The sequence below is a fragment of the Pedobacter sp. PLR genome (assembly GCF_026239675.1).
Classification (GTDB): Bacteria; Bacteroidota; Bacteroidia; order Sphingobacteriales; family Sphingobacteriaceae; genus Pedobacter.
Genome location: NZ_JAPIVQ010000007.1, coordinates 101891 through 127691 on the forward strand (window position 1 = coordinate 101891; position 25801 = coordinate 127691).

The following is a 25801-nucleotide window of genomic DNA, read 5'->3' on the forward strand; positions in this document are numbered from 1 at the left end:
GCTTATGAAACACCTTAACCTCTTCAGCATTTCCGCATTGTTTCTTTTGTTGATCACCGGCTGTAAAGGCGCCGCAGAAAATTTAGACGAAAGCACGGCAACAGATGTGATTGCTGCTTACCTTAAAACCAATCCGGTTTATGAAACGGCAAAAATGGAAGTTGGAGAAATCAGGTTTAAGAGTAAGAATGACAAGTTAGAATTGGCAAAATACAAGAGCCTGGAGGAAAAGGGTTGGGTAACACTCGACCTCCAGGGTCAGAAAAAGAAATTCCTGTCGAAAGACAGCGTTTATACCTATAAAATTATCTTAACTGACAAGAGTAAGCCTTACATTTTAAAACAGAATGTATCCCAGGCTACGCTACGTGCCCTGGACTATGTGATGGATTCCGAAAAACCGATCACCATGATCAAAGGAGATTCAAGAGTTGCCCGTGTCACTGTGTCCTTAAAAAAGGAAGCCAATGATTTCGCTATCTTACTGAGAGACAAAGGAACAGCCAGTAATTATATTACTAAATCTTATAAATTAAAGTACAAAAAAGATAGCGGCTGGATACTAGTTGGAGAGTAGCAATATATGATTTTTATCACTTAGAGCTAAGTGTATTTTTTATTATCTTTGCGGAACTTTTTATATATAGATTTCATGAGCTTAGATATTCATTACAAAGAAGACTTTAAAGATCGTCACATTGCTCCTAACACAGAGGATACCAATGCCATGTTAGATACCCTTGGTTTGGGTTCTGTTGACGAATTAATAGAACAAACGGTTCCACAATCGATCCGGTTAAAACAGCCATTAAACCTGCCAAAGGCGAAATCTGAAAAGGATTACCTAAGCAGCTTAAAGAAAACTGCTTCCTTAAACAAAGTATTTAAGTCTTATATCGGTCAGGGATACTATGACACGACTACGCCAGGAGTGATCTTGCGTAACGTGATGGAAAATCCAGGATGGTATACGCAATATACACCTTACCAGGCAGAGATTGCACAAGGTCGTTTACAAGCCTTGTTAAATTTCCAGACTTTAGTAATTGACCTTACTGGAATGGAAATCGCAAATGCTTCTCTATTGGATGAAGGTACTGCTGCTGCTGAAGCGATGTTCATGCAATTCAGCTTGCGTAAAAACTCAAAAGCAACGAAATTTTTCGTTTCGGAGTTGATCTTCCCACAAACTATTGACATTTTAAAAACCCGTGCCAATCCTTTTGGAATTGAGTTAGTGATCGGTGATCACCAGACTGTTGCGCTTAACGAAGAATTCTTCGGTGCAATCATTCAATATCCAGCTGGTAATGGTGAGGTTTTCGATTATACTGGTTTCGCTAAAACTGCACATGGTGTAAATGTAAAAGTTACTGTTATTGCAGATCTTTTAAGCTTAACACTATTAACGCCTCCGGGCGAATGGGGTGCTGATGTTGTAGTAGGTACTACCCAACGTTTCGGTGTACCAATGGGCTTTGGTGGTCCACACGCTGCTTATTTCGCAACTAAAGATGAGTACAAACGCTCTATTCCGGGACGTATCATCGGGGTAACGATCGACAGCAACAATAACTATGCTTTACGTATGGCTTTGCAGACCAGGGAACAACATATCCGTAGAGATAAAGCGACTTCTAACATCTGTACTGCACAGGCATTATTAGCAATCATGGCTAGTTTCTACGCAGTTTATCACGGTCCAAAAGGATTGAAACTGATCGCAGAACGGACGCATGGATTGACGGTAACTTTAGCTGAATCATTAGAAAAAGCTGGTTATACGCAATTGAATAAATCTTACTTTGATACCATCCAGTTAGACCTTGGTAACCTTGTTGATTCTATCCACAGAGAATGTATCGACAATGAGATCAACTTAAACTACAACGGTAGCGTAGTGACTATCGCTTTAGATGAGACTACAGACCTTGAGGATGTGAAATTATTGGTTAAGATCTTCGCTAAAGTAAAAGGTATCGCTGCTGATAGCGTTGAAATGTCTGATGAAAATCCAGCAACGGTTATTCCAGCAGCATTACAACGTACTTCGGCTTATTTAGCGCACCCGCTATTTAATTCACACCACTCAGAGCATGAGATGTTACGTTACATCAAATCTCTGGAAGCAAAAGATCTTTCTCTTTGTCACTCTATGATTGCTTTAGGTTCATGTACAATGAAACTGAATGCAACTACTGAAATGATTCCGGTTACCTGGCCAGAATTCGGTAGAATCCACCCTTTTGCTCCGGCAGATCAGGTAGCGGGTTACTATACTGTATTCAATGAGCTTGATAGATGGTTAAGTGAAATCACTGGATTTGCAGCAATGAGCTTACAGCCAAACTCTGGCGCTCAGGGTGAATATGCAGGTCTAATGGTGATCAGAGCTTACCATCAGGATCGTGGTGATCATCACCGTAACGTTGCTTTAATTCCTTCTTCGGCGCATGGAACCAACCCTGCATCTGCAGCAATGGCCGGCATGAAAATCATCATCGTTAAATCTCTGGAAAACGGAAATATTGACGTTGCCGACTTAAAAGCAAAAGCAGAAGAGAACAAAGAAAACCTTTCTTGCTTAATGGTAACTTACCCATCTACACATGGTGTATTTGAGGAAAGTATCATCGACATCTGTAACATCATCCATGAAAATGGCGGACAAGTTTACATGGATGGCGCAAACATGAATGCTCAGGTAGGATTAACCAGCCCGGGTAATATCGGTGCTGACGTTTGTCACCTTAACTTACATAAAACTTTCTGTATCCCTCACGGTGGTGGTGGTCCTGGTATGGGTCCGATCGGTGTTGCTAAACACCTTGTTCCTTACCTTCCTGCTCACGCTGTAGTAGATATCAACAAAGAAAAATCTATCCCTGCTGTATCTTCAGCACCATGGGGTTCTGCTTCAATCTTAATAATCTCTCATGCGTATATCGCAATGATGGGTGGCGACGGATTAATGAATGCAACGAAAAATGCAATTCTTAACGCCAACTATATGAAAGCGCGCTTAGAAAAACATTACCCGGTATTGTACTCTGGTGCAAACGGTCGTTGTGCACATGAAATGATCCTGGATTGCAGAGGTTTCAAAAACTTCGGCATTGAGGTGGTTGACATCGCAAAACGTTTAATGGACTATGGTTTCCACGCTCCAACAGTATCTTTCCCGGTAGCCGGAACGCTAATGGTTGAGCCTACTGAAAGTGAGCCGAAACATGAGTTAGACAGATTCTGTGATGCTTTAATTGCCATCAGAAAAGAAGTAACTGCAGTAGAAAATGGTGAATCAGATAAAACTGACAACCCATTGAAAAATGCACCACACACAGCTACCATTGTAACTGCTGACGAATGGAACCATGGTTACAGCAGACAAACTGCTGCTTTCCCTCTTCCTTATGTTGCTGCTTTCAAATTCTGGCCTTCAGTAGGTAGAGTGAACGATTCCTTTGGCGATAGATCATTGGTATGTGCTTGCCCTCCAATTGAAAGCTACATGGAAGAAGAAACTGTTTAAAAATTTACCGGATGGTTAAACCTTTTAATACATTTACGTCTTAGATGTATTAAAAGGTCTTAACCGACCGATAACTAAATCATTAAACAAGGATATGAAACTAAAATTAACCTCATTAGCACTACTTTTAGTAGTGATGACCACATCTGCATTTATTGCACCGGTTTTTAAAGCAGACACCTATAAAGTGGACGCTTCCAAATCTACCATCACCTGGATAGGTAAAAAATTTACTGGCAGTCATAATGGCACCATTAATTTACAATCCGGCGCTTTATCTTTCAATGGAAAGAAATTAGCTGGTGGTAATTTTGTGATGGACATGAACAGCCTTAAAGATGCTGACAATAGTGCCAACCTTGAAAAACACCTGAAATCAGAAGATTTCTTTGGTACCGAAAAATTTCCAACTTCTACTTTTGCAATTAAGAGTGTATCTGGAAATGGCCCAACAGTAACTGTAACAGGCGACTTGACGATCAAAGGCATTACAAAACCTATCAGTTTCCCAGCTACTTTAGCATGGAATGCAGACGGTTCAGTAAGTGCTACTGCCGACAAGGTTATCGTCGACAGAACTAAGTATGACATCAACTTTAAGTCAAAATCTATTTTCCCTGAAATCGGAAACAAGATGATCAATGATGAGTTTGAGCTTTCTGTTAAACTGGTAGCAAAAAAATAATTCGTTTTATTTCATAAAAAAAAAGGCCATTATCGTATAGTGGCCTTTTTTTTGTAACTTAACGGATACGGCTTCTACCATAGCTACATATTTCATAACTTTATATATTACACAACAATTTTCACAGTTACCCTTTGAAATTTATGATGACCTCAAAAATTAAGCTACTTGTTATTGATGATGATGACATTAATATCTTCATTATAAAAAAAATAGTAGAAAAAACGGGGTACAATGTAGAAATGGTGGCCAAAACAAACGGACAAATGGCGGTTGATTATATCACCATGACGCTCTCTTTGCAGGAAAGCCTACCTCAGCTCATCCTGATCGACATCAATATGCCTGTCCTCAATGGATGGGAATTCCTGGATGCCTACGGACAGCTAAATATCGACAAGAAAATAGACATGTATATGCTCTCCTCTTCCGTATATGAGAATGATATAGAAAAGGCAAAAACCTATCAGACCGTGAAAGGGTTTATCTCTAAACCGCTTTCCATTGAACGCCTGTCAGAGTTATTTAAAATAGTAGAACAGCAGTCTAGTGAATCCTAAACTGCCCATCTGTTAAAGTTACAAAACCTGTAGCCCTGGACTTGCCATGATAAAATAAGCAATTCCAGTTTTCTGCCGCAGCTTTTTCACCGAAAACTTCCCTGAGTTCCATTGCTTTTCTGCCGTCAAAGTCATATTTAGCAATGAACTTTCTCAGCAACTCTTCCGGCTCAGGCAATACATCACCACCGAAAAACACTTTATCCGTCCCGTCATCCAGTAAAAATGTTTGATGAAATGGCGTATGTGCGCCGGTAAGTTCATAGCTGATTTCTGAAGTTAAATGTCCTGACCCTTCAATAAACACCAGTTGTGCATTGCGTTGCAGGAATTCGAAAATCTCTGTGCGGTAAGACGACGAACTATTGGTAAAAGCATTCTCCCATTCTCCTCGCTGAATCACATAAACAGCATCCGGAAAACTCAGCTCGATCTTGTCGCCAACGTGATGAATCATCCCGCCGGAATGGTCAAAATGCAAATGAGACATCAGCACCATTGTGACATCTTCCGGATTAAACCCCGCCTTTTTTATGTTCTCATGAAGGATCAACTGCCCTTCTTCATTGCTATAGCCCAATCCTGTATCCATCAAAATCAACTGATCTTCCATTTTTACTAAAAATGGCTGTACATTGATAAACAAAGATGCCGGACGGTCTTTTGGCTGATCTACAGCAGGATTAAATGGCAGAAACTTTTTAGTGGCATCAACAGAATAGGTCCCTTCGAACAAAGTGAAAACTTGCAATGGCGTAGTTATTTTAAGAAGAAATAATTAAATGATATATTTACGAATCATTGCAAAGATAGGGAACCTGGCCGAAATCCGGTTCATACCAGCGTCAAAACCGTTCAACGGGGAAGAGCAATTCGGAAATGTTCGCTGCAAATAATCGATAATTCGAAAAAAGACAAGAGATACTAATGGAAAAAATATGGGTGCAGGCAGTAAATGAGGATTTTGAAACCATAGGCTCGCTTGCACAACAATTAAATATAGATCAGAGTTTAGCAGAGGTTTTAGTACAAAGAGGCATTGCTTCTTTTGACGAAGCCAAAGATTATTTCCGGCCGGATATGGCCAAATTGCATGATCCTTTCCTGATGAAAGACATGGATAAGGCAATTCTCAGAATTGACCTCGCCCTGAGTAAAAAGGAGAAAATCATGGTTTACGGCGATTATGATGTGGATGGCACCACTTCTGTAGCCCTGACTTACAGTTTCTTTAGCCAGTTTACTGAAACTATAGAATATTATATCCCCGACCGCCATAAAGAAGGGTATGGAATCTCTACGCAAGGTATCGATTATGCGAAACAGCAAGGGATTACCCTGATCATCGCCCTGGATTGTGGGATTAAATCCGTAGATAAAGTGGCTTATGCCAATAGTTTAGGTGTAGATTTTATCATTTGCGACCATCATCTTCCTGGTGATGAATTACCGGCAGCAGCAGCTGTTCTGGACCCAAAACGTCTGGATTGCAGCTACCCGTTTAAAGAACTTGCCGGTTGTGGCATTGGCTTTAAACTTGCCCAGGCTTACAGCATCGAACATCAGCTACCCGCAGCAGGATATGAAAAATATCTGGATCTCGTAATGGTGAGCATTGGCGCAGACATTGTTCCAATTGAAGATGAAAACCGGATACTGGCCTATCATGGGCTGATTAAGCTAAACACCAACCCTTCAAAGGGGCTGGCTGCCCTCATGAAAATCTCCGGAAAAAACAAAGACTATACGCTAACCGATGTAGTATTTTCGCTGGCACCAAGAATCAATGCTGCCGGAAGAATGGACCATGCCAACCAGGCTGTAAAAATGTTGCTTTGTACGGAAGATGAGCTCGCACTGGAACAAAGTGAATTCATTAACCTGCAAAATACAGATCGCAAAACTACAGACCATACCATCACTGCCGAGGCGCTCGCACTGATCGCCGACTGTGATATTTTAATCAACAAAAAGACAACCGTTGTTTACCATGAAAGCTGGAATAAAGGGGTAATTGGAATTGTCGCTTCCCGCTTAACAGAAAAATATTTCCGCCCAACCATCGTTCTTACCTTATCTAATGGTTTACTCACCGGATCAGCAAGATCGGTACCGGGCTTTGACCTTTATGAAGCACTACTGGGATGTCAGGATTTAATGGTTCAATTTGGTGGCCATAAGTTTGCGGCAGGATTAACCATGAAGCCGGAAAATATTGACGCTTTTGCCGATAGATTTGAACAGATTGTCTCTTCTACCATTACTGAGGATATGTTATGCCCGAAAATCAAGATTGATACCGAACTTCAATTCTCACAGATTGATGGCAAATTTCAACGGATTATTTCGCAGATGGCCCCTTTCGGACCACATAACGCTGCCCCTGTTTTTGTAAGCCATGGACTAAGTCTGGCGGGAAAGCCAAACGTTGTTGCGACAAAACATTTAAAATTGAACATAAAACAACAAAATTCAGTTATTTTTGAAAGCATTGGATTTGGGTTAGCAGAATATGAAGCCCTTTTGCAGCCGAATACACCTTTCTCCATTTGTTATACCATTGAGGAAAACATCTGGAGAGACCAGAGACGTTTGCAGTTAAACATCAAAGGAATAAAAATTAATTAGCGATCATTCGTACCATACAAACATTGAGATTAAGATATAAATGATATTAAGAGCTGAGAATCTAATCAAAAAGTACAAACAGAGAACCGTTGTAAATGACGTTTCATTTTCTGTTAGCCAGGGAGAAATTGTCGGTTTACTTGGGCCTAACGGTGCGGGAAAAACCACCTCATTCTATATGATTGTGGGTTTGATCAAACCTAATGAAGGCACTATTTTTTTAGATGACGAAGACATTACTTCTGATGCCATGTACAAAAGGGCGCAGAAAGGAATTGGTTATCTGGCTCAGGAAGCTTCTGTATTCAGAAAATTGTCTGTTGAAGATAACATTATGGCCATCCTGGAGATGACTAAAATGGGCAAAGAAGAGCGCCATGAAAAGCTGGATGAACTCATCAATGAATTCAGCTTACATAAAGTGCGTAAAAACCGTGGCGATTTACTTTCCGGTGGAGAGCGTCGGAGAACGGAAATCGCAAGGGCACTGGCCGCAAGCCCTAACTTTATCTTACTCGATGAGCCTTTTGCAGGGGTCGATCCCATTGCTGTAGAGGAGATTCAAGGTATCGTTCATAAATTAAAAGAGAAAAATATAGGTATCTTAATTACCGACCATAACGTGCAGGAAACACTTTCCATCACCGACAGGGCCTATTTACTATTTGAAGGTAAAATATTAGAATCCGGAACACCAGAAGTACTGGCTGCCAATGAGATGGTAAGACGCGTATATCTGGGCTCAAACTTCGTGCTCCGTACTAAAAAATTATAACCCTTATTACCCCCACACATGGCTATAGTAAATTCGATTTTTACCTGGTATATGAAAAAGCGCGTCCATCAGATTGAGCTTTTCATGAAATATCCACATGATGTACAGGAGGAATGGTTTCAAAAACTGATTTCCAGTGCTGCTGATACAGAATGGGGAACAAAATATGAATACCGGTCTATAATCTCTCCAAGACAGTTTAAACAACGGGTGCCGATTCAAAATTACGATACCCTGAAACCATATATTGAAAGGATGCTCAAAGGCGAGCAAAATATCCTTTGGCCTACAGAAATTAAGTGGTTTGCCAAGTCTTCCGGCACCACCAGCGACCGGAGTAAATTCATTCCGGTATCCGAAGAATCCTTACAGGAATGCCATTTTAAAGGTGGAAAAGACTTACTATCCATCTTTTGTAACAACCGCCCGGACAACCAGATCTTAACAGGAAAAGGATTGGTATTGGGTGGCAGTCATCAGATCAACCAGCTCAATGAAGATTCTTTTTATGGAGATTTATCTGCGGTACTGATTAAAAACCTGCCTATGTGGGCAGAATATTACCGGACGCCAAACATCTCTATTGCCCTGATGGATAACTATGAGGAGAAAATGGAAAAGATGGCAGAGGCAACCATCAAAGAAAATGTAACCAATATCGCCGGTGTTCCTACCTGGACGCTCGTTCTGGCGAAAAAAGTGCTGGAAATTACCGGCAAGAAAAACCTGCTGGAAGTATGGCCAAACCTGGAACTTTATATCCATGGCGCCGTTAACTTTAAACCTTACCGTGAGCAATTCAAAGAACTGATCCCTTGTAACCAGATGTACTATCTGGAAACTTATAATGCTTCGGAAGGCTTTTTTGGAATTCAGGACGAGGTAAATTCTGATGAACTCCTGTTGATGCTGGATTATGGTATTTACTATGAGTTCCTGCCGATTGAACTGCTGGATTCAGAAAATCCCGATACCTTATCCCTGGATCAGGTTCAGCTCAATAAAAACTATGCTATCATCATTTCCACCAATGGCGGCCTTTGGCGCTACATGATTGGTGATACCGTACAATTTACCAGCTTATCCCCTTACCGCATTAAAATTACCGGTCGTACCAAACATTTCATCAATGCTTTTGGCGAAGAGGTAATCATCGACAATGCAGAACAAGCCATTTGCAGAGCCTGTACCGAAACCGGTGCCGTCTTCAAGGATTATACCGCCTGCCCTATTTATTTCAAGGGAGAAGAGGTCGGAGGCCATGAATGGATCATAGAATTTGATCAGCAGCCCAATGATTTTGAAAAGTTTATCGATATTTTGGATAACACACTGCGGGAAGTGAATTCAGACTATGACGCCAAGCGTTTTAAAGACATGGCTTTACGCAGACCGAAGGTTCACAATGCGCCTTACAATACCTTTTACAACTGGTTAAAATCTAAAGGGAAATTAGGTGGACAGCATAAAGTTCCCCGATTGGCAAATGAGCGTACTTATGTGGAAGAAATTTTACCAATGATGATTAAATAAAGTTTTTTGGTTGGACTTATTGGAAATTAGCTTTTATTTTATTAAATTTAATTAGCTAATTATTAATGCGTTATGAAAACCGTAAAACAATTACTCAACACTAAATCATCTGAAATTTTCTCTGTCTCCGCCGATGTATCGGTGTTAAACGGACTTCAGGTAATGATGGAAAAAAACATCAGCGCGTTGCTCATTATGGAGGATCGAAAACTATTAGGGATTTTTACGGAAAGGGATTATGCGCGAAAGATCATTCTTCAGGGGAAGACCTCTGTAGACACCCCGATGAGTGAAGTCATGACCGCTAAGCCCATTACAGTAACCCCGGGAGATAGTCTGGACCATTGTATGCAAACCATGACCAACAGGCATATCCGCCATTTACCGGTGATTCAGGATCAGGAATTGATTGGTATGGTTTCTATTGGTGATGTGGTGAAATTTATCATTGAAGATCAAAAACAAACCATTTCTCAACTGGAAAATTACATCAGCAGCTAAGAGAACTTCTTTTAAGGCTGAAGGAAACAAGATACATTTTATAACAAAGAAGCCGGTTCTGTTTACACAGAACCGGCTTCTTTTTGGGATATTTCTAGTTTAGACTACCAGATTTTAACACGTTTTTCTGGCGCCAGATATAAAGAATCTTTTGCCGTAACCTTAAATGCGTTGTACCATTCAGGGATATTTCTCACTACTCCATTTACTCTGAACTGAGCCGGAGAATGTGGATCTGTACTTACCTGATTTCTCAGCGACTCATCATTTGATTTGTTCAACCAAACTTGTCCCCAACCGATAAACACCCTTTGCTCTCCGGTAAAACCATCCATTACTGGTGCTGGTTTACCATTTAAGCTGGCTTTATAAGCTCTTAAAGCGATGCTTAAACCACCAAGGTCGCCGATGTTCTCTCCTAAAGTAAATTCACCGTTTACCTTTAAATCCGGGAACACTTTAAATGCACTGTATTGTGCGATCAAAGCCTGAGTTCTCTTTTTAAATTCTTGATTGTCTTTTGGAGTCCACCAGTTGCGCATTACACCATCACCGTCGAAAGTACTCCCCTGGTCATCAAAACCATGTCCTACTTCATGACCAATTACGGCACCAATACCGCCATAATTCACCGCATCTTCTGCGTTCATGTCAAAGAAAGGAGGCTGTAAAATAGCCGCCGGGAACACAATCTCGTTTAATGTCGGGTTGTAATAAGCGTTAACTGTTTGTGGAGTCATCCCCCATTCTGAACGATCAACCGGTTTACCTAATTTATTCAGGTTGCGGTTATATTCAAATTCAGCAGCACGTTTCTCATTTCCGTAAAGGTCATGTTTAACCACTTTTAAGGAAGAATAATCTCTCCATTTATCAGGGTATCCGATTTTCGGAGTGAACTTACTGATTTTCACTAAAGCTTGTTTTTTAGTCTCCGGACTCATCCAATCCAGTTCTTTAATGCTCACTTCATATGATTTCAACAAGTTATCCACTAGTTTCATCATGCGTTCTTTTGCAGCAGGTGGGAAATGTTTTTCCACGTATAGTTTTCCAACCATTTCACCCAGGCTACTGTTCACCACATCTACTGCTCTGCGCCATCTTGGTTTCTGTTCTTTTACACCATAAAGTGTTTTCGCATAGAAATCAAAGTTCTCCTCATCAATCGCAGTAGTCAGTGCTGATCCTGCTCCTGTCAGGGCACTCCATTTTAAATATGTTTTCCAGGTATCCAGAGGCGTATTTTTGAAAATCGCATTCAGGTCTTTAGTATAAGCCACTTGCGTAATCACCAGACTATCCTGGTTTTTAACGCCTGCTTCGGCTAATAAAGTATTCCAGTCGAAATCAGGAGTCAGTTTGCTCAGATCTTTGATGGCGTATTTATTATACAGGCCAGCCATGTTTCTGGTTTCCTCTTTTTTCATGTGCTTAGCAGCGATTGAACTCTCCAAAGCCATGATTTGAGCTGCTTTTGCTTTCGCATCCGCTACACCTGCAAGCGTCAGCATCTTTTCAATGTGCGCCACATATTTAGTACGGATCTCTTTTGATTTAGCGTCCTGAAGTAAATAATACTCTCTTTCCGGTAAACCTAATCCACCTTGCCAGGTGAACAACATATATTTTTTAGGGTCTTTAAAATCTTCAATAACACCTACACTAAAAGGAATATAGTTTCCGATTTTATTGGCATAAGCAAAATAAGCAGCAAGATCTTTATTGGAAGCAATGCCGTCAATCTTTTTGAATTCGGCTTGTATTGGCACCAGTCCGATAGAATCACGAACTTTCATGTTCATATAAGCATCATAAAAATCCCCGATCTTCTGCTGATCAGATCCTTCCGCAGACTTATCTTTAGCTGCATTCCCGATGATTTCCTTGACATCTTCCTGCGCTTTATCGTTCACAATGGCGCCTGCACCATAAGAAGATTTATCAGCGGGAATTTTGGTGTTTTTAATCCAGGTTCCATTCACGTACTCCATGAAATTATTTCCCGGAGCAACCGTGGTATCCATGTTTTTAAGGACTATTCCGGAGTGTAATTCCGTGTTTTTCTCAGAATTACTACAAGCGGAAAGCAGCAACATAGATCCTGCAACCACCTGGATTCCAATCGATTTTTTGATATTTATCATAAAAAAATAATATAGGTATATACCAAATTTAACAAAAGATATGGAATCCGTGGTTAGCCTCCTGAAATTAGCGAACTGCAATAAAAATATCGACTTCGGCAGCTTCCGGATTATGTGCTTTTCCCCCATAGACTTCGAAATCAGTCGTATAAGCACGGGATACTCCTGATTTCCAAATGTCTAACCAGGCCTTAAAAACCAATCCTTCATTCATATTTCCTTTCGGCGAATGCTGCTCATAAGCTCCACCGGCAATGGTTACACCGCGCATTCCTTCAGGAATCTGATCCAGATTTTGAACTGCATATCCGATAACCGTTGTATAAGGTTGGGTATAATCTCCTTCATAGTCGGTATAAATGCTATATACCTCATCGCCAAGTTTGTTTTCTAGTTTTGAGGCAATGTTTTCGGTACTGAATCTCGCCCATAATTCAGGGATATCAATTCCGGCTTTACCCGGGTCATTACTCGTGCTGACTGCGATACCTACTACAAAAAAGGGTGTTAGCGTTACGCTTTCCATTTTATAATTTTCTAATGATTTATGCTGCAAATTTAAAGGGGCTAGTGACAACCTTATGTCAGGGCTATTTTAATTTTTCTAAACAAATTGCAAAATACTGAATCTTTAACAGCCGCCTGGCAACACCCCTGAGTTTAACACCTCAATGTCAACAAGTCATAGAAATCCAGCCCCGGATATGATCTCCCCTTTAAATTTACGTTAAATCTTTAACGCTTAATGCTCAGTTAACATGAGTCCTATAACTTCATAGTAAATCAAAAACACCCGACGATGATCAGTACAAAGATTCTTTATAAAGCAGTTTTGAAAAAAGATCAGGTAGATGACAGTCATACCTTCCAGCCATTGCCATCACCATCAGGAAGCTACCCTTACCGCTTAAATCTGGAGCAGAAATCCGGCAATGATAAACCTCAGGCTATGGTGTTTCACATGGTGGGTGATACCGGTGGATTTAAACAACCAGACTTGCAAAAACAAATCGCCAGTCAGATGGCACAACAATATTTGCAGGCCGCTTGTCCGGAAGAGCGTCCTTCCTTTTTATACCATTTAGGAGACCTCGTTTATCATTATGGAGAGCCCGATCAATATCAGGATCAGTTTTTGAAACCTTATGAAAGTTACCCTGGTCCAATCTATGCGATTGCCGGAAACCACGATACGGATGTAAATCCCAATGCAGCCGAGCATTACGAACCCCTTGAAGCTTTCTATACCGCATTTTGTAACACTTGTCCGGCTACCCTACATTTCGGTACAGGCGTAAAAAGAAAAAGTCAGGTACAACCCAATGTGTATTGGACAATGGAAAGCCCATTGGCCACAATTATTGGCCTTCATACCAATGTACCCAAGTTTGGTTGCATCAAAAAAGAACAACAAGACTGGTTTATTAAAGAGTTGAAACACGCTTCAAAGTACCGTTCAGAAAAGGCGATCATTGTGTGTATGCACCATGCCCCTTATTCGGCAGACGTGAATCATGGTTCCAGCATGCCTATGGTAGAATTCCTGGAAGCTTCATTTGCTGCGGCTGGTGTAAAACCAGACCTGATTTTTAGCGGCCATGTGCACAATTACCAGCGCTTTACCAAGCACTATCCTGATGGAAAAACCCTGCCGTTTGTGGTTGCAGGAGCGGGAGGTTTCGATGAGCTTCATGCTTTAGCCGATCCGGAAGAACCAGGGTACCACACTGAAAATGAATTATTCGATCAGGTGTCTCTGGAAAACTATTGCGACAACAGACATGGCTTCCTGAGAATTGCCATTGAAAAAACACCTTTTAAATTTACCATCAAAGGAGAGTACTACACGCTTTCCGCTGAAAATCGTGGAAATAATGAACAGGAAGCCCTATTGTTTGATGAGTTTACGGTGGATCTGACCGGAAGGTAAGCCTCAACCCCTGCCCCTCCCTTCTGTTTTCTTGTTTATTTTTTATAACATTGGGCGGGATATTGATGGAAATACAAAGATTGGAGCAACTGGAAGACAAGGAACTACTCATTAAATTAATAGAGGGAGATGAGCTTGCATTTGTAAAAATTTACAATCAATACCGGAATAAGGTGTATAACTATGCGTATCAACTTAGCAAATCTCCGGATACGGCTGAAGAGATTGTACAGGAAGTATTCATCAGGCTCTGGCAAAAGCGGGAACAAATCAATACCGACTTCTCTTTTTCAGGATACATCAAGAAAATCACCTTAAATCAGGTATTGAATCACCTGAAAAAGATTGCCCGTGAAAAGGCCTTACAGGAAGAAGTGTTCCACCATATTTCAGGGAACACCAGCCGCGCAGAAGACCAGTTACTCGAAAAAGAGCTTCGAAAAGTTTATGAAGAGGCGATTGCGCAGCTCCCTGCGCAGAAAAAGCTGATTTATCAAATGGTCCGTTCCGAAGAGCTCAGTCATGAAGAAATCGCCATAAAGTTGAATATCTCTAAAAATACGGTCAAAAACCACATGGTGGAGGCCAGTAAATCGGTGCGCGAATACGTCCGCAGAAATGGTGGAGTGATCTGTTTTATCCTCGCTTCCTCAAATTATTTTCATTCCAACTAGTCCTACCCGCCATTACAGTTGTATGGTAAGTAGTCATGGAAGAAAAAGAAGAATTAATCCGTCTATATCAACTGTATTTGAACAACCGCTGCACGGCGGAAGAGTTGAATCGTTTCTTTATACTCATCAATAAAGGAAAAGAAGAGGAAAACCTCGTTCAACTGTTGTCGGCTACCTGGGATCAGATCCCCCTCGCTCCGGAAACAGGATTATTGCCTTATTTTCTTCCGCAAGAAAATCCACAGCAAACCGCAGCGATCCCTGATCAGCACCTTGCTACCCGAAATACCGGCAACCCGGATATTCCTTTTCCGAAATCATACCCGATGTTCCGGTACGTTGCGGCAATTGCTGCCATGCTACTTCTGGTTTGCGGCATTTACTTTTATCGCGCCGAATTATGGACTGGTATAGCAGGTGCTCCAAAAATGGAAATCGCCAGCGTCGGCCATGACCGCAAACAATTACAACTTTCCGATGGCACAAAAGTATGGCTAAGTCCACATAGTAAATTAACTTATCCAGCCAACTTTGAAGGGAATAACCGCCTGGTAAGCCTGGACGGAGAAGCCTTTTTTGAGGTGGCTCATGATGCCAACCATCCTTTTATCATCCAATCAGGAAAAGTAAGTACCCGCGTTTTGGGTACAAGTTTCAGCTTATCGGCCTACCCTAAGGAAGAAGATGTCAATATCACCCTGCTCAGTGGAAAGGTGGCAGTATCTCTTGATGCAGCTGGAAAAACCAGAGAAGCCGTCATTACCGCCAATCAACGCATATCTGTCGACAAAAAACAAGAAACCATCAGCACGATAAACTTCCCGGACGCCAAAGATTTTCTGGACAGACGTTTAGGGCTTTTCGACTATAAAGGAACACCATTAGCGGAAGTAATTGAAGATCTGGAAATGCAATATCAGGTCCAGATCAATCTTTCTCCTGAATTACAGGACCACCGTTTTTATGGTCATTTAAATATGAACACCACACTGCTACAGTCCCTGCAAAAACTATGTACGGTAATGGAAAGCAATTGGAAAAAAGATGGAGGGCAATATGTAATTACAAAATAAATGTCCGGCTTCTATAAAGAAAACCGGACAAGTACCGCAATCAATTTAAAAATGCCCCGGCCTTGAGAACTTAAGGGCAGATAAAATCAATATTTAAGCTAAAGTTATGAAAAAATACGGACCTAAAAGGTTCCTGGCGGTTATCGCCTTAATGTTACTATTTGTACTCCTGATGCAGCTGACAACCCATGCACAAATGCCATTGGAGAAGCGATTGACCATCAGTTTGAAAGCAGAACCTTTAAAAACCGCTTTGGATAAGATCAGTAAATTGAGCCAGGTAAAGTTCACTTATAATGAACAGGTGGCCAATAGTCCGGTGAAAATCTCATTAGAAGCCAAAAATAAAACCCTGAATGAGGTACTGACGATGGCCTTTTCCGATCAGCCTTTTAAGTTTAAGGCGCTTGATCAGGAGATTCACGTTCAATATGACGCGACGAAAGGAAAAAAGCCGGGAGCCGATCCGGCGGCAAATCCGGCGAGAAACGCAGACAAGTACAGTTTAAGTGGTACGATTTCTTCTTCTAAAACGGGAGAAACACTAATTGCAGCTACCATACGCTGGGTTGGAACCAAAGTTGCCAGCATCAGTAATGAATATGGCTTCTATTCCATCACACTCCCAAAAGGAATACAACAAATAGAAGTTTCAGCGATTGGTTTCCGAAGTCTGACAAAATCCATTGACCTGAATGGCCCTATGCGCCTCAACATCGCATTGGAAGAAGATGCAAATGAACTGGAAACAGTCAGCATCACGGCTACCTCAGCAAAAAGAGATATAGAAAACCCACAAATGGGCATGGAACGCATTAACCTAAAAGAAACGAAAAACATACCAATGGTACTGGGTGAGCGCGACGTGATCAAAACCTTACAACTACTACCGGGTGTAAAATCCTCGGGAGAAGGTGCCGGGGGCTTTTTTGTCCGCGGAGGAAGCGCAGACCAGAACATGATCCTGCTGGATGAAGCACCGGTATATGGCGCCTCTCACCTATTGGGTTTCTTTTCAACATTCAACTCCGACGCCATCAAAAATGTGACGCTTTATAAAAGTGGCATGCCAGCACAATATGGTGGAGGTCTTTCTTCTGTGATGGATGTAAAAATGAACGATGGAAATCTCCGGAAATTCGGCGTAAGCGGTGGTGTAGGCATGATTGCTGCCCGGTTAAATGTAGAAGGACCGATACAAAAAGAAAAGTCTTCCTTCCTGATTTCTGCCCGCAGAACCTATCTGGATGCTTTCCTGAAATTATCAAAAGACTCTGCAATCAGGAACAGTAGCTTGTATTTCTACGATGTAAATGCCAAGGCAAACTACATTCTGGGTGAGAAAGACCGGATTTATGTATCCGGTTATTTTGGCAGAGATGTATTATCTGCAGATAATCTGGCCGGCATCAACTGGGGGAATGCAACGGCTACCCTTCGCTGGAATCACCTGTTTAGCAACAAACTATTCTCCAATACTTCCCTGATTTTCAGCAATTACAACTACAAAATCAGCACGAATGAAGAAGAAAGCTCCTTGTCGTTATTTTCCCAAATCAGAGACTTTAATTTCAAAGAAGACCTGCAATGGTTCATCAACGATAAGAACACCCTGAGCTTTGGGTTAAACTCCATTTACCATACCATTAAACCAGGAGAAGTAAGGGCAGAAGGCAATTCAGGCATGGTTTCCCAGGATCTGGAAAACCGCTACGCTTTAGATAACGCCATTTATGCGAGCAATACCTGGAAAGTAGCTGAAGGCCTTAGTCTGACCTATGGCTTGCGCTTATCTGCATTTAGCATCCTTGGTAAAGGCACCTATTATGACATCAATAACGCAGGACAAGTGACTGGCGAAACCACTTATAAAAGAGGGGAAGTGGTAAAAACCTATATCAATCTGGAACCCAGAATTGCGGCATCAGTACAACTTTCTGAGTCGGCGGCTTTAAAAGCTTCCTACGTACGTAATGCGCAGAATTTGCACCTGATTTCTAATTCCAATTCGGCATCTCCGGTAGACCGATGGACGGCCAGCACCAATATCATTAAACCAGAACTCAGTGATCAGGTATCCTTAGGGTACTATAAAAACCTTGCCGGAGACCGTTACGAACTCACGATAGAAACCTATTACAAAGACTTAAAAAACCAGATCGATTACCGGAATGGGGCCGATATTTACACCAACAAACCGATAGAAACGCAATTGCTTTTTGGCAAAGGACGTGCTTATGGTGTGGAATGGCTACTGAAAAAGAAAACAGGAAAGCTAACCGGTTGGCTAGCCTATACCCTTTCCAAATCAGAAAGGCAGGTGGATGGCATCAACAATAACCGATGGTACAATACCCGACAAGACCGTACGCACGATATTTCTATTGTGGCCATGTATGAGCTGAATAAAAAATGGTCGTTCTCTGCCAACTGGGTCTTTGCAACAGGTAACGCAGTCACCTTCCCGAATGCGAAATACACGCTGCTTGGAGAGAGTTATTTCTATTATTCTGCAAGAAATGCAGACCGTATGCCTGCTTATCACCGTCTGGATCTTGGCGCCACGCATATCCTGAAAAAGAGAAAGAACTTCTCTTCAGAGCTGAGCTTTAGCTTATACAATGCTTATGGCCGTTCAAATGCGTACAGAATCGCTTTCCGCGAAAATGAAAATGAACCCAATGTAACAGAAGCCCTGAAGACCAGCCTGTTCAGGTTTGTTCCTTCCATTTCTTATGATTTCAAATTTTAAAAACCCTGCAGAAATTACCCCATGAAAAATATATCCTACTTATTATTATTAATCCCTGTATTACTAGGCTCCTGTGAAAAGGTGATTGACCTGAAATACACTGATAATGAAGTCAAATATGTGATTGAAGGAACGCTGACCAATGAACCTGGCAGCTGCACCGTCCTGCTCAGTAAAACCAGAAACTTTAAAGACAGCAATCCATTCAACGGCTTAAGTGGCGGGCTGGTGAAAATTGAAAATAACGGAACTACTTATACCCTGCCGGAAGTTAGTCCGGGGGTCTATAAACTGTCTACTTTAACCGGTGTTCCCGGCCAGACTTATCATTTGACAGTTGCGGTGGAAGGGGAAACTTTCAGTGCTTCCAGCACGATGCCATTCCCTGTTCCCTTTGATGATTTTTACCTGAAGCCGAAAGATTTTGACAGCCTGAGAACCATCACCTATGTGAAATATAAAGACCCGGCCACCCAGACAAACTTTTATTGGTTTGAGCTGTTTGTCAATGATAAAAGACAACGAAACTTTAGCCTGATGAACGATCAATTCACTCCGGGTCAGGAAGTAAACACGGCTGTCATTTTTGAGAATAAAACCGATGATTTGTCAAGGAATTTTAAAAAAGGAGACAAATTAGCACTCGAAATGCATAGTATTGATGCTTCTGTTTACCTTTATCTCTTCAGTTTATCTGCTGCAGAAGGCTCTGATAATGGAGCCGCGCCAGCAAACCCGCTGAGCAATTTAAAAGGTGGTGCATTGGGATTTTTCAGTGCGCAAACCACGCAAAAAAGAATGTTAGTGATTCCTTAAGATGAATGAGTTATTAGACAAAAATCTGAGCATTATTACGCTATTTGGATTTGTTGTAATCCTTACCTTAATAGAAATGTACTTTAGCTACGTCCATGATAAAAAAATGTATCATGGACGTGATACACTCACCAATGTTTACCTGATGGTTGTTGCGTTTGTAGTGAACCTGACCATGAAAACGGCGACCTTCTTTTTACTGGATTACTGTTATACCCATTACCGTCTTTTTGAAATTTCCAATGTCTGGCTGTATTGGATCGTGTTAATCCTGGTACAGGACCTCCTCTATTGGTTGTTACATACCACCGGACATTATGTGCGCTTATTCTGGGCAATGCATGTGACCCACCATTCTTCAGAATTTTTCAACCTGACTACCGGCTTCAGGTCTACTGTATTTGAGCCCTTATACCGTGTGTTTTTCTATTTGCCATTGGCTTTCATGGGTTTCAATGCTTTTGACATACTTTTTGCCTACCTGATTACCCAGATTTATGGCAACCTGGTCCATACCCAAACAATAGGAAAACTACATCCCTGGATCGAATATGTCTTTGTGACCCCTTCCCATCACCGCGTTCACCATGCCAGCAATATCAGGTATCTGGATAAAAATATGGGCATGGTGCTGATCGTATGGGACCGCTGGTTCGGTACTTTTCAGGAGGAAATCCCTGAAGAGAAGATTCACTACGGATTAACCTCACAACCGGAAGACCATGGTGCCGTAAATGTTATCTTTCATGAGCTGATTGCACTTTTTGCCGATGTAAAAAGGGCGCCAGGCTGGAAGAACAAGTTGAAATACCTGTTTAACCCACCGGGATGGAGCCATGATGGCACCAGTAAAACCTCCAGAGTACTTCAGAAAGAACTCATGGATCAAGCCTGATTCATTCTGATCAACGTCTTTATTCAAATGATCTTCATCACCAGATTCAAATGATCTTCATCACCAGCTTTACGGGGATTTGTCAAGAGATTTAGCACAAAATCCCTGGCTTTTTGTTAGGTATAGAATTAACCTCTAAATTTCTTTAAAGCTGATTAAAATCTATGAATAACCCCAACTACAGTACCGCAGAACAGGCCGTACAAATCATTAAATCAGGTGACCGCGTATTTATTCATGGCAGCGCAGCCACACCGGTTCACCTGGTTAAAACCTTACAAAAAAGACATAACGAGCTGAAAAACGTAGAAATCACGAGTATTACCACACTTGGTGACATAGATTTTAACCAAAGTCCTTACCGGGAAAGCTTTTTCGTTAACTCGCTATTTGTATCAGCGAACACCAGAGCAGTTGCCAATAGTATACATGGTGATTACATTCCCATTTTCCTAAGCCAGATTCCTAAATTATTCAAAGAAGGATTTTTACCCATTGATGTGGCCCTGGTGCAGGTATCAGAACCTGATGCCCATGGCTATTGCTCTTTAGGAACCTCTGTTGATATTGCCAGAGCTGCGGTAGATACCGCAAGACACATCATCGCGCAGGTCAATCCAAGAATGCCAAGAACACATGGTGATGGTTTTATTCACATCAGCCAGATACATGCACTGGTCCATTTTGAACAGGAATTACCAGAGGTGGATTACTCGGCGAAGACCAGTGAAGCAACAATTACCATCGGTGCCCACATTGCTTCTTTAGTAGAAGATGGTGCTACCTTGCAACTGGGGATCGGCGGCATTCCGGATCAGGTATTAAAAAATCTGACCGGTCATAAAAACCTGGGCTTACACACAGAAATGCTTTCCGATGGCGTCATTCCATTGATTCAAAGTGGGGTCATCAACAACAGCCTCAAGAAAATAAACCGTGGTAAGTCCATCACCTCTTTTATGATCGGTACCCGAAAATTATATGATTTCGTAAATGATAATCCCATCATCCGTGTAATGGATATTTCCTACGCGAATGACACCAGTATCATCCGGAAAAACCCTAAGGTAACAGCCATAAATTCGGCTATTGAACTGGATTTAACCGGACAGATCTGTGCAGATTCTATGGGTACTTATCAATATTCCGGTATTGGCGGACAGATGGACTTTATTCATGGGGCCTCGCTTTCTGAAGGTGGAAAACCGATTATCGCCCTTCCTTCGGTCACTTCAAAAGGAGTTTCCAGAATCGTTCCCTTTTTAAAAGAAGGAGCCGGCGTAGTGACCACAAGGGGGCATGTACATTGGATCGTTACAGAATACGGGAAAGTAAATCTCTTCGGAATGAGCTTAAAACAAAGGGCAAAAGCTTTGATCAACCTTGCGCATCCGATGCACAGAGAAGAACTGGAACGCGCTTTCCATGACCGGTTTAACCATTAAAGACTTTCTGAAAACCGGAACGCTTCAAACAGAACACCTGCCATCAGGTGTTCTGTTTGAAGCGTTAAGCAAATCTACTGGTATCGATTGTTCGCAAAACAATTAATGGATATTAAAAGAGCACATCATTTAGAGTCTCATCCTTATTAAAGATACTCTTGGCAAATGGGCATAAGGGAAGGATTTTTACTTTCTGCAGCCTCGCATAATCTACTGCTGCTAAAACCATTGCCTTTCCAACACCCAGACCAGAGTAATCAGGTTTCACTTCGGTGTGTTCTATCACGATTTTTGCCGGACCAGCCCAGGCATAATTCATCATTGCTGCCGTCTTGCCCTCATTTACAGCTTTAAAATAGCCACCTTTATTTTCATTTAGATGTTCAATTTTCATAAGAATAAATTTATTGGTTCAAGTATGTAGACCCTCTAAAAGAGGATTTCCTGATTTTATATCTTAATTTTTAATACTGCTCCCCTGCTCCGGCAAAGGCACAAAGTCAGTTTCGCCAGGCACCTTTTCAAAAGACTGTTCCAGCCATTTGGTTTTTGCCTGCTCAATAATATCTTTTGAACTGGCTACAAAATTCCAGTAGATAAAACGCTCTTCCGGAAGAGGCGTACCTCCAAAAATGTAGACCGTCGTATTTTCCTGCATCACAAACTCACATAATTTACTGTCTTTGGCCACTAAAAGCTGTTTAGGCTCATAAGTAAAGCCTTCACTTTCAATGGCACCTTCCAAAATATACAAGCCACTTTCGCCAAATAGATCCTCCCCGATTTTAACGGTTTTACGCTCTTTTGTTTTCAGCTCCAAAAAGTAAAGCGGACTATAAACAGGCACCGGAGATTCCTTTCCAAAAGCAGCACCGGCGATCAGTTTAAAAGAAACACCATCACTTTCCCAGGCGGGAATAGCTGTGGATTCCACATGAAAAAACTCAGGCTCCATTTCTTCTATTTCTTTAGGCAAAGCCACCCAGATTTGCAGGCCATGCAGCATTTTGTCGGAATCACGAAGGTAAGCAGGGGTCCGTTCAGAATGCACAATTCCCTTTCCTGCGGTCATCCAGTTCACTTGTCCGGGTTTAATCTCTACCTCATTTGCCAGACTGTCTTTATGCATGATGCTCCCTTCAAAAAGATAGGTAAGGGTAGAAAGACCGATATGTGGATGCGGAGGGACGTCAAGATTTTCATGATCACTTAAGCAAACAGGGCCCATATGGTCAATAAAAGCAAATGGACCGACCATTCTTTTTTCGCGGAATGGCAATAGCCTGCCGACCATAAAATTGCCAATATTACTTGCTCTTTCTTCAATTATCAGTTTGATATTCGACATAAGGAATTCTCTTTTATTCTAAGTTACCATTAAAAGAGGGGCAAATAAAGAATTAATAAAAATTAACCTATAACTAAGAAAAGCCCCATCCCTTAACAGGACAGGGCTTTCCAGGCAATAAATTATTTAGTTTTCCTGCAGCTCTGCTTCTGCCAGCTGTGGGATAAACTGTTCGGCTAAATGCATACGGTACCTATTAAGGTCGGTTTCCAGATCGGCATTCTTCTCTACATCATGAAAGTGAATACCTGGCAATGGTTTCATACCGGTAAAGGCATTCATGCGGTGGAATCCAAATAATGGCCCGTCATCCACACTTCTTTCATTGAAAAACTCTCCCGGAAGTGTGAAAGCTTCTTTTGGTGCATTCCAGGAAGTCGTTAACATATATTTTTTGCCGGTCAGCAACCCGCCGGTACCATAGTTAATCATTGGATTTTCCGCAGAACGCCCGTCACTTTTATAAATCCCCCTGTTATGCCCTGCGGTAAAAACCACATCAATATATTTTTTCAATCCATGAGGCACCTGGAACCACCAGATCGGCGTATGGTAAACGACTACGTCCGCCCAGTTGTATTTTTCTACTTCCTCAATCGGATCATAATCCTCATTCACATTTGTTGTTTTTACTTCAAATCCAGGTTGATTCTCAAAAAAACTGATCGTTTCCGCAGTAACCGTTGCATTGAAACGGCCACCCGAATGACCAAACACCTGTCCACCATTGATTACAAATATTTTCATTTTTATATCTTTTTACTAATGATTAAATCTCTAAGCGCTTTCTTTATCGCCACCGGCCTCTAAAAACCCTTAAACACCTAAGGATCTAAACTATGACCAGCAACACGCTTTCACTGATACAAAATTAAGCAGCTTTTTCCTATAATTAAAATCACTTAAATCATATCTTTGTATCACAATTATAATACAAGACTAAACATACTAATACAAACAGCAATGGTAAATTTAGAGTGGTTCAGAACATTTAAAGCGATTTATGAAACAGGCACCCTCACCGGTGCAGCAGAAGTTTTATACATTTCTCAGCCAGGCGTAAGCTTACACCTCAACTCGCTGGAAGCCTATGTAGGTTATAAGCTATTCGACAGAACTTCCAGAAGAATGGTCTCTACAGAAAGAGGAAAAGTGCTGTACAACTATATCCTGGAAGCCATCACCAAACTGGAAACTGCTGAGCATCATTTTCATAAGAGTACAGAAAAAGACACCCCAACAATTAGCATTGGCATGTGCTTTGAAACTTTTCAGTTTACCCTGGAATCTTATTTACCCGGTCTTCCATTTAATGTGATCATCAAATTCGGAGATTATCCGGAAATGCTGAGCGACCTGGACAATGGCATCCTCGACTTAATCATCACCCCTCAGAAAGGAGATTCCAATAACATCAACTACCTGCCTTTTTCAAAAGAGAAGATTGTATTGGTTGCCGGAAACCAGACGGAGACCGGTAATTTTGAGGAACTACTTGAAAAAGGAGACATGAATGAGGTACATGCCTGGCTTAAACAACAAACCTGGTATGGCACCACTGCAGATATGGAGCATTTAAGGCGTTTCTGGCACCTTAACTTCAATAAGCGCCCAGACTTCAAGCCTAACTACATTGTGCCCAACCTGAGCTCTATTGTGCGTTGTATCAGCGGGCAAAACGGTGTAGCCATCATTCCGGACTTTTTATGCAGAAAAGAAATAGAAAGTGGTCAGATGAAAGTGATCTGGGAAGGAAATAATGTCATTGAAAACACGTTATACTTTTCTACCAGAAAAAAGACCATCTATGCAGAAGAGATCAAAATCATTGAAGAAATATTCATGAAAGAGATGGGTATCAAAGAAATGGCCTGATTTTCAAAAGAAACCTCCTCCTGGAGGAATAAACAACAAAAAAGAGGGTGATCATGATGCACCCTCTGCTAAATTCAAAAGATTAAAGCACAAGTCTTTGAATTAATGTGCTGCTGTTTTTGAGAAAACATTGATCACAATTACACCGGCAATGATCAACCCGATTCCCAGTAATGCAGGTAAATCAAGCGTCTGCTTATATAGAAAATAACTTGCTGCGGAAACCAGGACTATCCCCACTCCCGACCATAAGGCATATGCAATGCCCACAGGGATAGTTTTTAAGGTTAAACTGAGAAAGTAAAAAGCAACCACATAGCCAACCACCACAATAACAGAAGGAATGGGTTTAGAAAACTGCTCAGAGGCTTTCAAAGCACTTGTAGCAATTACCTCAGCAATAATCGCTATGAATAGAAAAAGAAACTTCATGTTAAAATTTGTAAGTTAAACCTGCCCCAAAGATCTGTTTTATTTGCAATACAGAGCGGGATTCTCCGGAACCATCATCTTTGGCAATTTTGGTCTTATCCTCATAGATAAATTGCGCAGCGGCATTTACAGATACAAAGAGTAGTAGTAATCTTTTCATTTGAAGCAATTAAAGGGTTAATAATTAAAGAACCAGCCCA

24 protein-coding genes are annotated in these 25801 nt (G+C 41.4%); 16 read left to right on the forward strand and 8 right to left on the reverse strand.

The genetic code is table 11. The annotated features are described in order from the left end of the window. Positions 1-4: 4 nt before the first annotated feature. The 4 genes from OQX61_RS17895 to OQX61_RS17910 all read left to right on the forward strand — a co-directional run bounded on the left by OQX61_RS17895 (position 5) and on the right by OQX61_RS17910 (position 4777). On the forward strand, positions 5-577 hold the full coding sequence (locus OQX61_RS17895; protein ID WP_265843171.1) for a hypothetical protein: 573 nt from the start codon (positions 5-7) through the stop codon (positions 575-577). A gap of 75 nt (positions 578-652) precedes the next feature. Beyond that, a complete protein-coding gene (gcvP, locus tag OQX61_RS17900) occupies positions 653-3532 on the forward strand; it encodes an aminomethyl-transferring glycine dehydrogenase (protein WP_265843172.1) in 2880 nt (959 codons plus the stop codon). Between the two features lie 94 nt (positions 3533-3626). After that, on the forward strand, positions 3627-4217 hold the full coding sequence (locus OQX61_RS17905) for a YceI family protein (RefSeq protein ID WP_265843173.1): 591 nt from the start codon (positions 3627-3629) through the stop codon (positions 4215-4217). A 143-nt stretch (positions 4218-4360) separates the two neighbouring features. Next, entirely contained in the window at positions 4361-4777 is a 417-nt protein-coding gene (locus OQX61_RS17910; protein ID WP_265843174.1) for a response regulator, read from the forward strand. Here the strand turns inward: OQX61_RS17910 and OQX61_RS17915 are convergent. Then, complete coding sequence (locus tag OQX61_RS17915) at positions 4764-5528, reverse strand: MBL fold metallo-hydrolase (RefSeq protein WP_265843175.1); 765 nt, start codon at positions 5526-5528, stop codon at positions 4764-4766. The two genes, OQX61_RS17910 and OQX61_RS17915, sit on opposite strands and share 14 nt — an antisense overlap. 176 nt (positions 5529-5704) lie before the next feature. Between OQX61_RS17915 and recJ the strand changes: the two genes are divergently transcribed. From recJ to OQX61_RS17935, 4 genes are all read left to right on the forward strand, one after another. Further along, positions 5705-7405 (forward strand): single-stranded-DNA-specific exonuclease RecJ, encoded by a 1701-nt coding sequence (recJ, locus tag OQX61_RS17920; RefSeq protein WP_265843176.1) that lies wholly within the window; start codon positions 5705-5707, stop codon positions 7403-7405. 40 nt (positions 7406-7445) lie between these two features. Then, on the forward strand, positions 7446-8180 hold the full coding sequence (lptB, locus tag OQX61_RS17925) for an LPS export ABC transporter ATP-binding protein (protein ID WP_265843177.1): 735 nt from the start codon (positions 7446-7448) through the stop codon (positions 8178-8180). An 18-nt stretch (positions 8181-8198) separates the two neighbouring features. Beyond that, positions 8199-9713 carry a GH3 auxin-responsive promoter family protein gene (locus OQX61_RS17930; RefSeq protein WP_265843178.1) on the forward strand — a complete coding sequence of 505 codons (1515 nt, stop codon included), beginning with the start codon at positions 8199-8201 and terminating at the stop codon, positions 9711-9713. 72 nt (positions 9714-9785) lie between these two features. Beyond that, the gene (locus OQX61_RS17935; RefSeq protein WP_265843179.1) at positions 9786-10214 is read left to right on the forward strand and encodes a CBS domain-containing protein; all 429 of its coding nucleotides are present in this window, start codon (positions 9786-9788) and stop codon (positions 10212-10214) included. Between the two features lie 104 nt (positions 10215-10318). On the opposite strand, the gene OQX61_RS17940 is transcribed toward OQX61_RS17935, so the two are convergent. Together OQX61_RS17940 and OQX61_RS17945 are read right to left on the reverse strand one after the other, a co-directional pair. Next, entirely contained in the window at positions 10319-12361 is a 2043-nt protein-coding gene (locus tag OQX61_RS17940; protein ID WP_265843180.1) for a M13 family metallopeptidase, read from the reverse strand. A 67-nt stretch (positions 12362-12428) separates the two neighbouring features. Beyond that, positions 12429-12887: an effector binding domain-containing protein gene (locus OQX61_RS17945; RefSeq protein ID WP_265843181.1), complete on the reverse strand. Its 459-nt coding sequence runs from the start codon at positions 12885-12887 to the stop codon at positions 12429-12431. A 273-nt stretch (positions 12888-13160) separates the two neighbouring features. On the opposite strand from OQX61_RS17945, the gene OQX61_RS17950 reads away from it, so the two are divergent. The 7 genes from OQX61_RS17950 (at position 13161) to OQX61_RS17980 (ending at position 21946) form a co-directional block, all read left to right on the forward strand. Next, on the forward strand, positions 13161-14291 hold the full coding sequence (locus tag OQX61_RS17950; RefSeq protein WP_265843182.1) for a metallophosphoesterase: 1131 nt from the start codon (positions 13161-13163) through the stop codon (positions 14289-14291). A 65-nt stretch (positions 14292-14356) separates the two neighbouring features. Beyond that, entirely contained in the window at positions 14357-14965 is a 609-nt protein-coding gene (locus OQX61_RS17955) for an RNA polymerase sigma-70 factor (RefSeq protein WP_265843183.1), read from the forward strand. A gap of 35 nt (positions 14966-15000) precedes the next feature. Beyond that, positions 15001-16038 carry a FecR family protein gene (locus tag OQX61_RS17960; RefSeq protein WP_265843184.1) on the forward strand — a complete coding sequence of 346 codons (1038 nt, stop codon included), beginning with the start codon at positions 15001-15003 and terminating at the stop codon, positions 16036-16038. Between the two features lie 106 nt (positions 16039-16144). Then, positions 16145-18790: a TonB-dependent receptor gene (locus tag OQX61_RS17965; RefSeq protein WP_265843185.1), complete on the forward strand. Its 2646-nt coding sequence runs from the start codon at positions 16145-16147 to the stop codon at positions 18788-18790. Between the two features lie 21 nt (positions 18791-18811). Further along, the gene (locus tag OQX61_RS17970; RefSeq protein WP_265843186.1) at positions 18812-19606 is read left to right on the forward strand and encodes a DUF4249 domain-containing protein; all 795 of its coding nucleotides are present in this window, start codon (positions 18812-18814) and stop codon (positions 19604-19606) included. A gap of 1 nt (position 19607) precedes the next feature. Beyond that, positions 19608-20501 (forward strand): sterol desaturase family protein, encoded by an 894-nt coding sequence (locus tag OQX61_RS17975; protein WP_265843187.1) that lies wholly within the window; start codon positions 19608-19610, stop codon positions 20499-20501. A gap of 164 nt (positions 20502-20665) precedes the next feature. After that, positions 20666-21946 (forward strand): acetyl-CoA hydrolase/transferase C-terminal domain-containing protein, encoded by a 1281-nt coding sequence (locus OQX61_RS17980; protein ID WP_265843188.1) that lies wholly within the window; start codon positions 20666-20668, stop codon positions 21944-21946. Between the two features lie 112 nt (positions 21947-22058). Here OQX61_RS17980 and OQX61_RS17985 read toward each other — a convergent pair whose 3' ends face one another. The 3 genes from OQX61_RS17985 to OQX61_RS17995 form a co-directional block, all read right to left on the reverse strand. Then, complete coding sequence (locus OQX61_RS17985; protein ID WP_265843189.1) at positions 22059-22340, reverse strand: GNAT family N-acetyltransferase; 282 nt, start codon at positions 22338-22340, stop codon at positions 22059-22061. Between the two features lie 63 nt (positions 22341-22403). Next, positions 22404-23294: a pirin family protein gene (locus tag OQX61_RS17990; protein ID WP_265843190.1), complete on the reverse strand. Its 891-nt coding sequence runs from the start codon at positions 23292-23294 to the stop codon at positions 22404-22406. A 126-nt stretch (positions 23295-23420) separates the two neighbouring features. Continuing rightward, positions 23421-24041 (reverse strand): NAD(P)H-dependent oxidoreductase, encoded by a 621-nt coding sequence (locus OQX61_RS17995; RefSeq protein ID WP_265843191.1) that lies wholly within the window; start codon positions 24039-24041, stop codon positions 23421-23423. Positions 24042-24257: 216 nt separating this feature from the next. Between OQX61_RS17995 and OQX61_RS18000 the strand changes: the two genes are divergently transcribed. Continuing rightward, a complete protein-coding gene (locus tag OQX61_RS18000) occupies positions 24258-25169 on the forward strand; it encodes a LysR family transcriptional regulator (RefSeq protein ID WP_265843192.1) in 912 nt (303 codons plus the stop codon). Positions 25170-25271: 102 nt separating this feature from the next. Here OQX61_RS18000 and OQX61_RS18005 read toward each other — a convergent pair whose 3' ends face one another. Both OQX61_RS18005 and OQX61_RS18010 read right to left on the reverse strand, forming a co-directional pair. After that, complete coding sequence (locus tag OQX61_RS18005) at positions 25272-25601, reverse strand: multidrug efflux SMR transporter (RefSeq protein ID WP_265843193.1); 330 nt, start codon at positions 25599-25601, stop codon at positions 25272-25274. Position 25602: 1 nt separating this feature from the next. Continuing rightward, positions 25603-25761, reverse strand: coding sequence for a hypothetical protein (locus OQX61_RS18010; protein WP_265843194.1), 159 nt, complete (start codon positions 25759-25761; stop codon positions 25603-25605). Between the last annotated feature and the right edge of the window lie 40 nt (positions 25762-25801).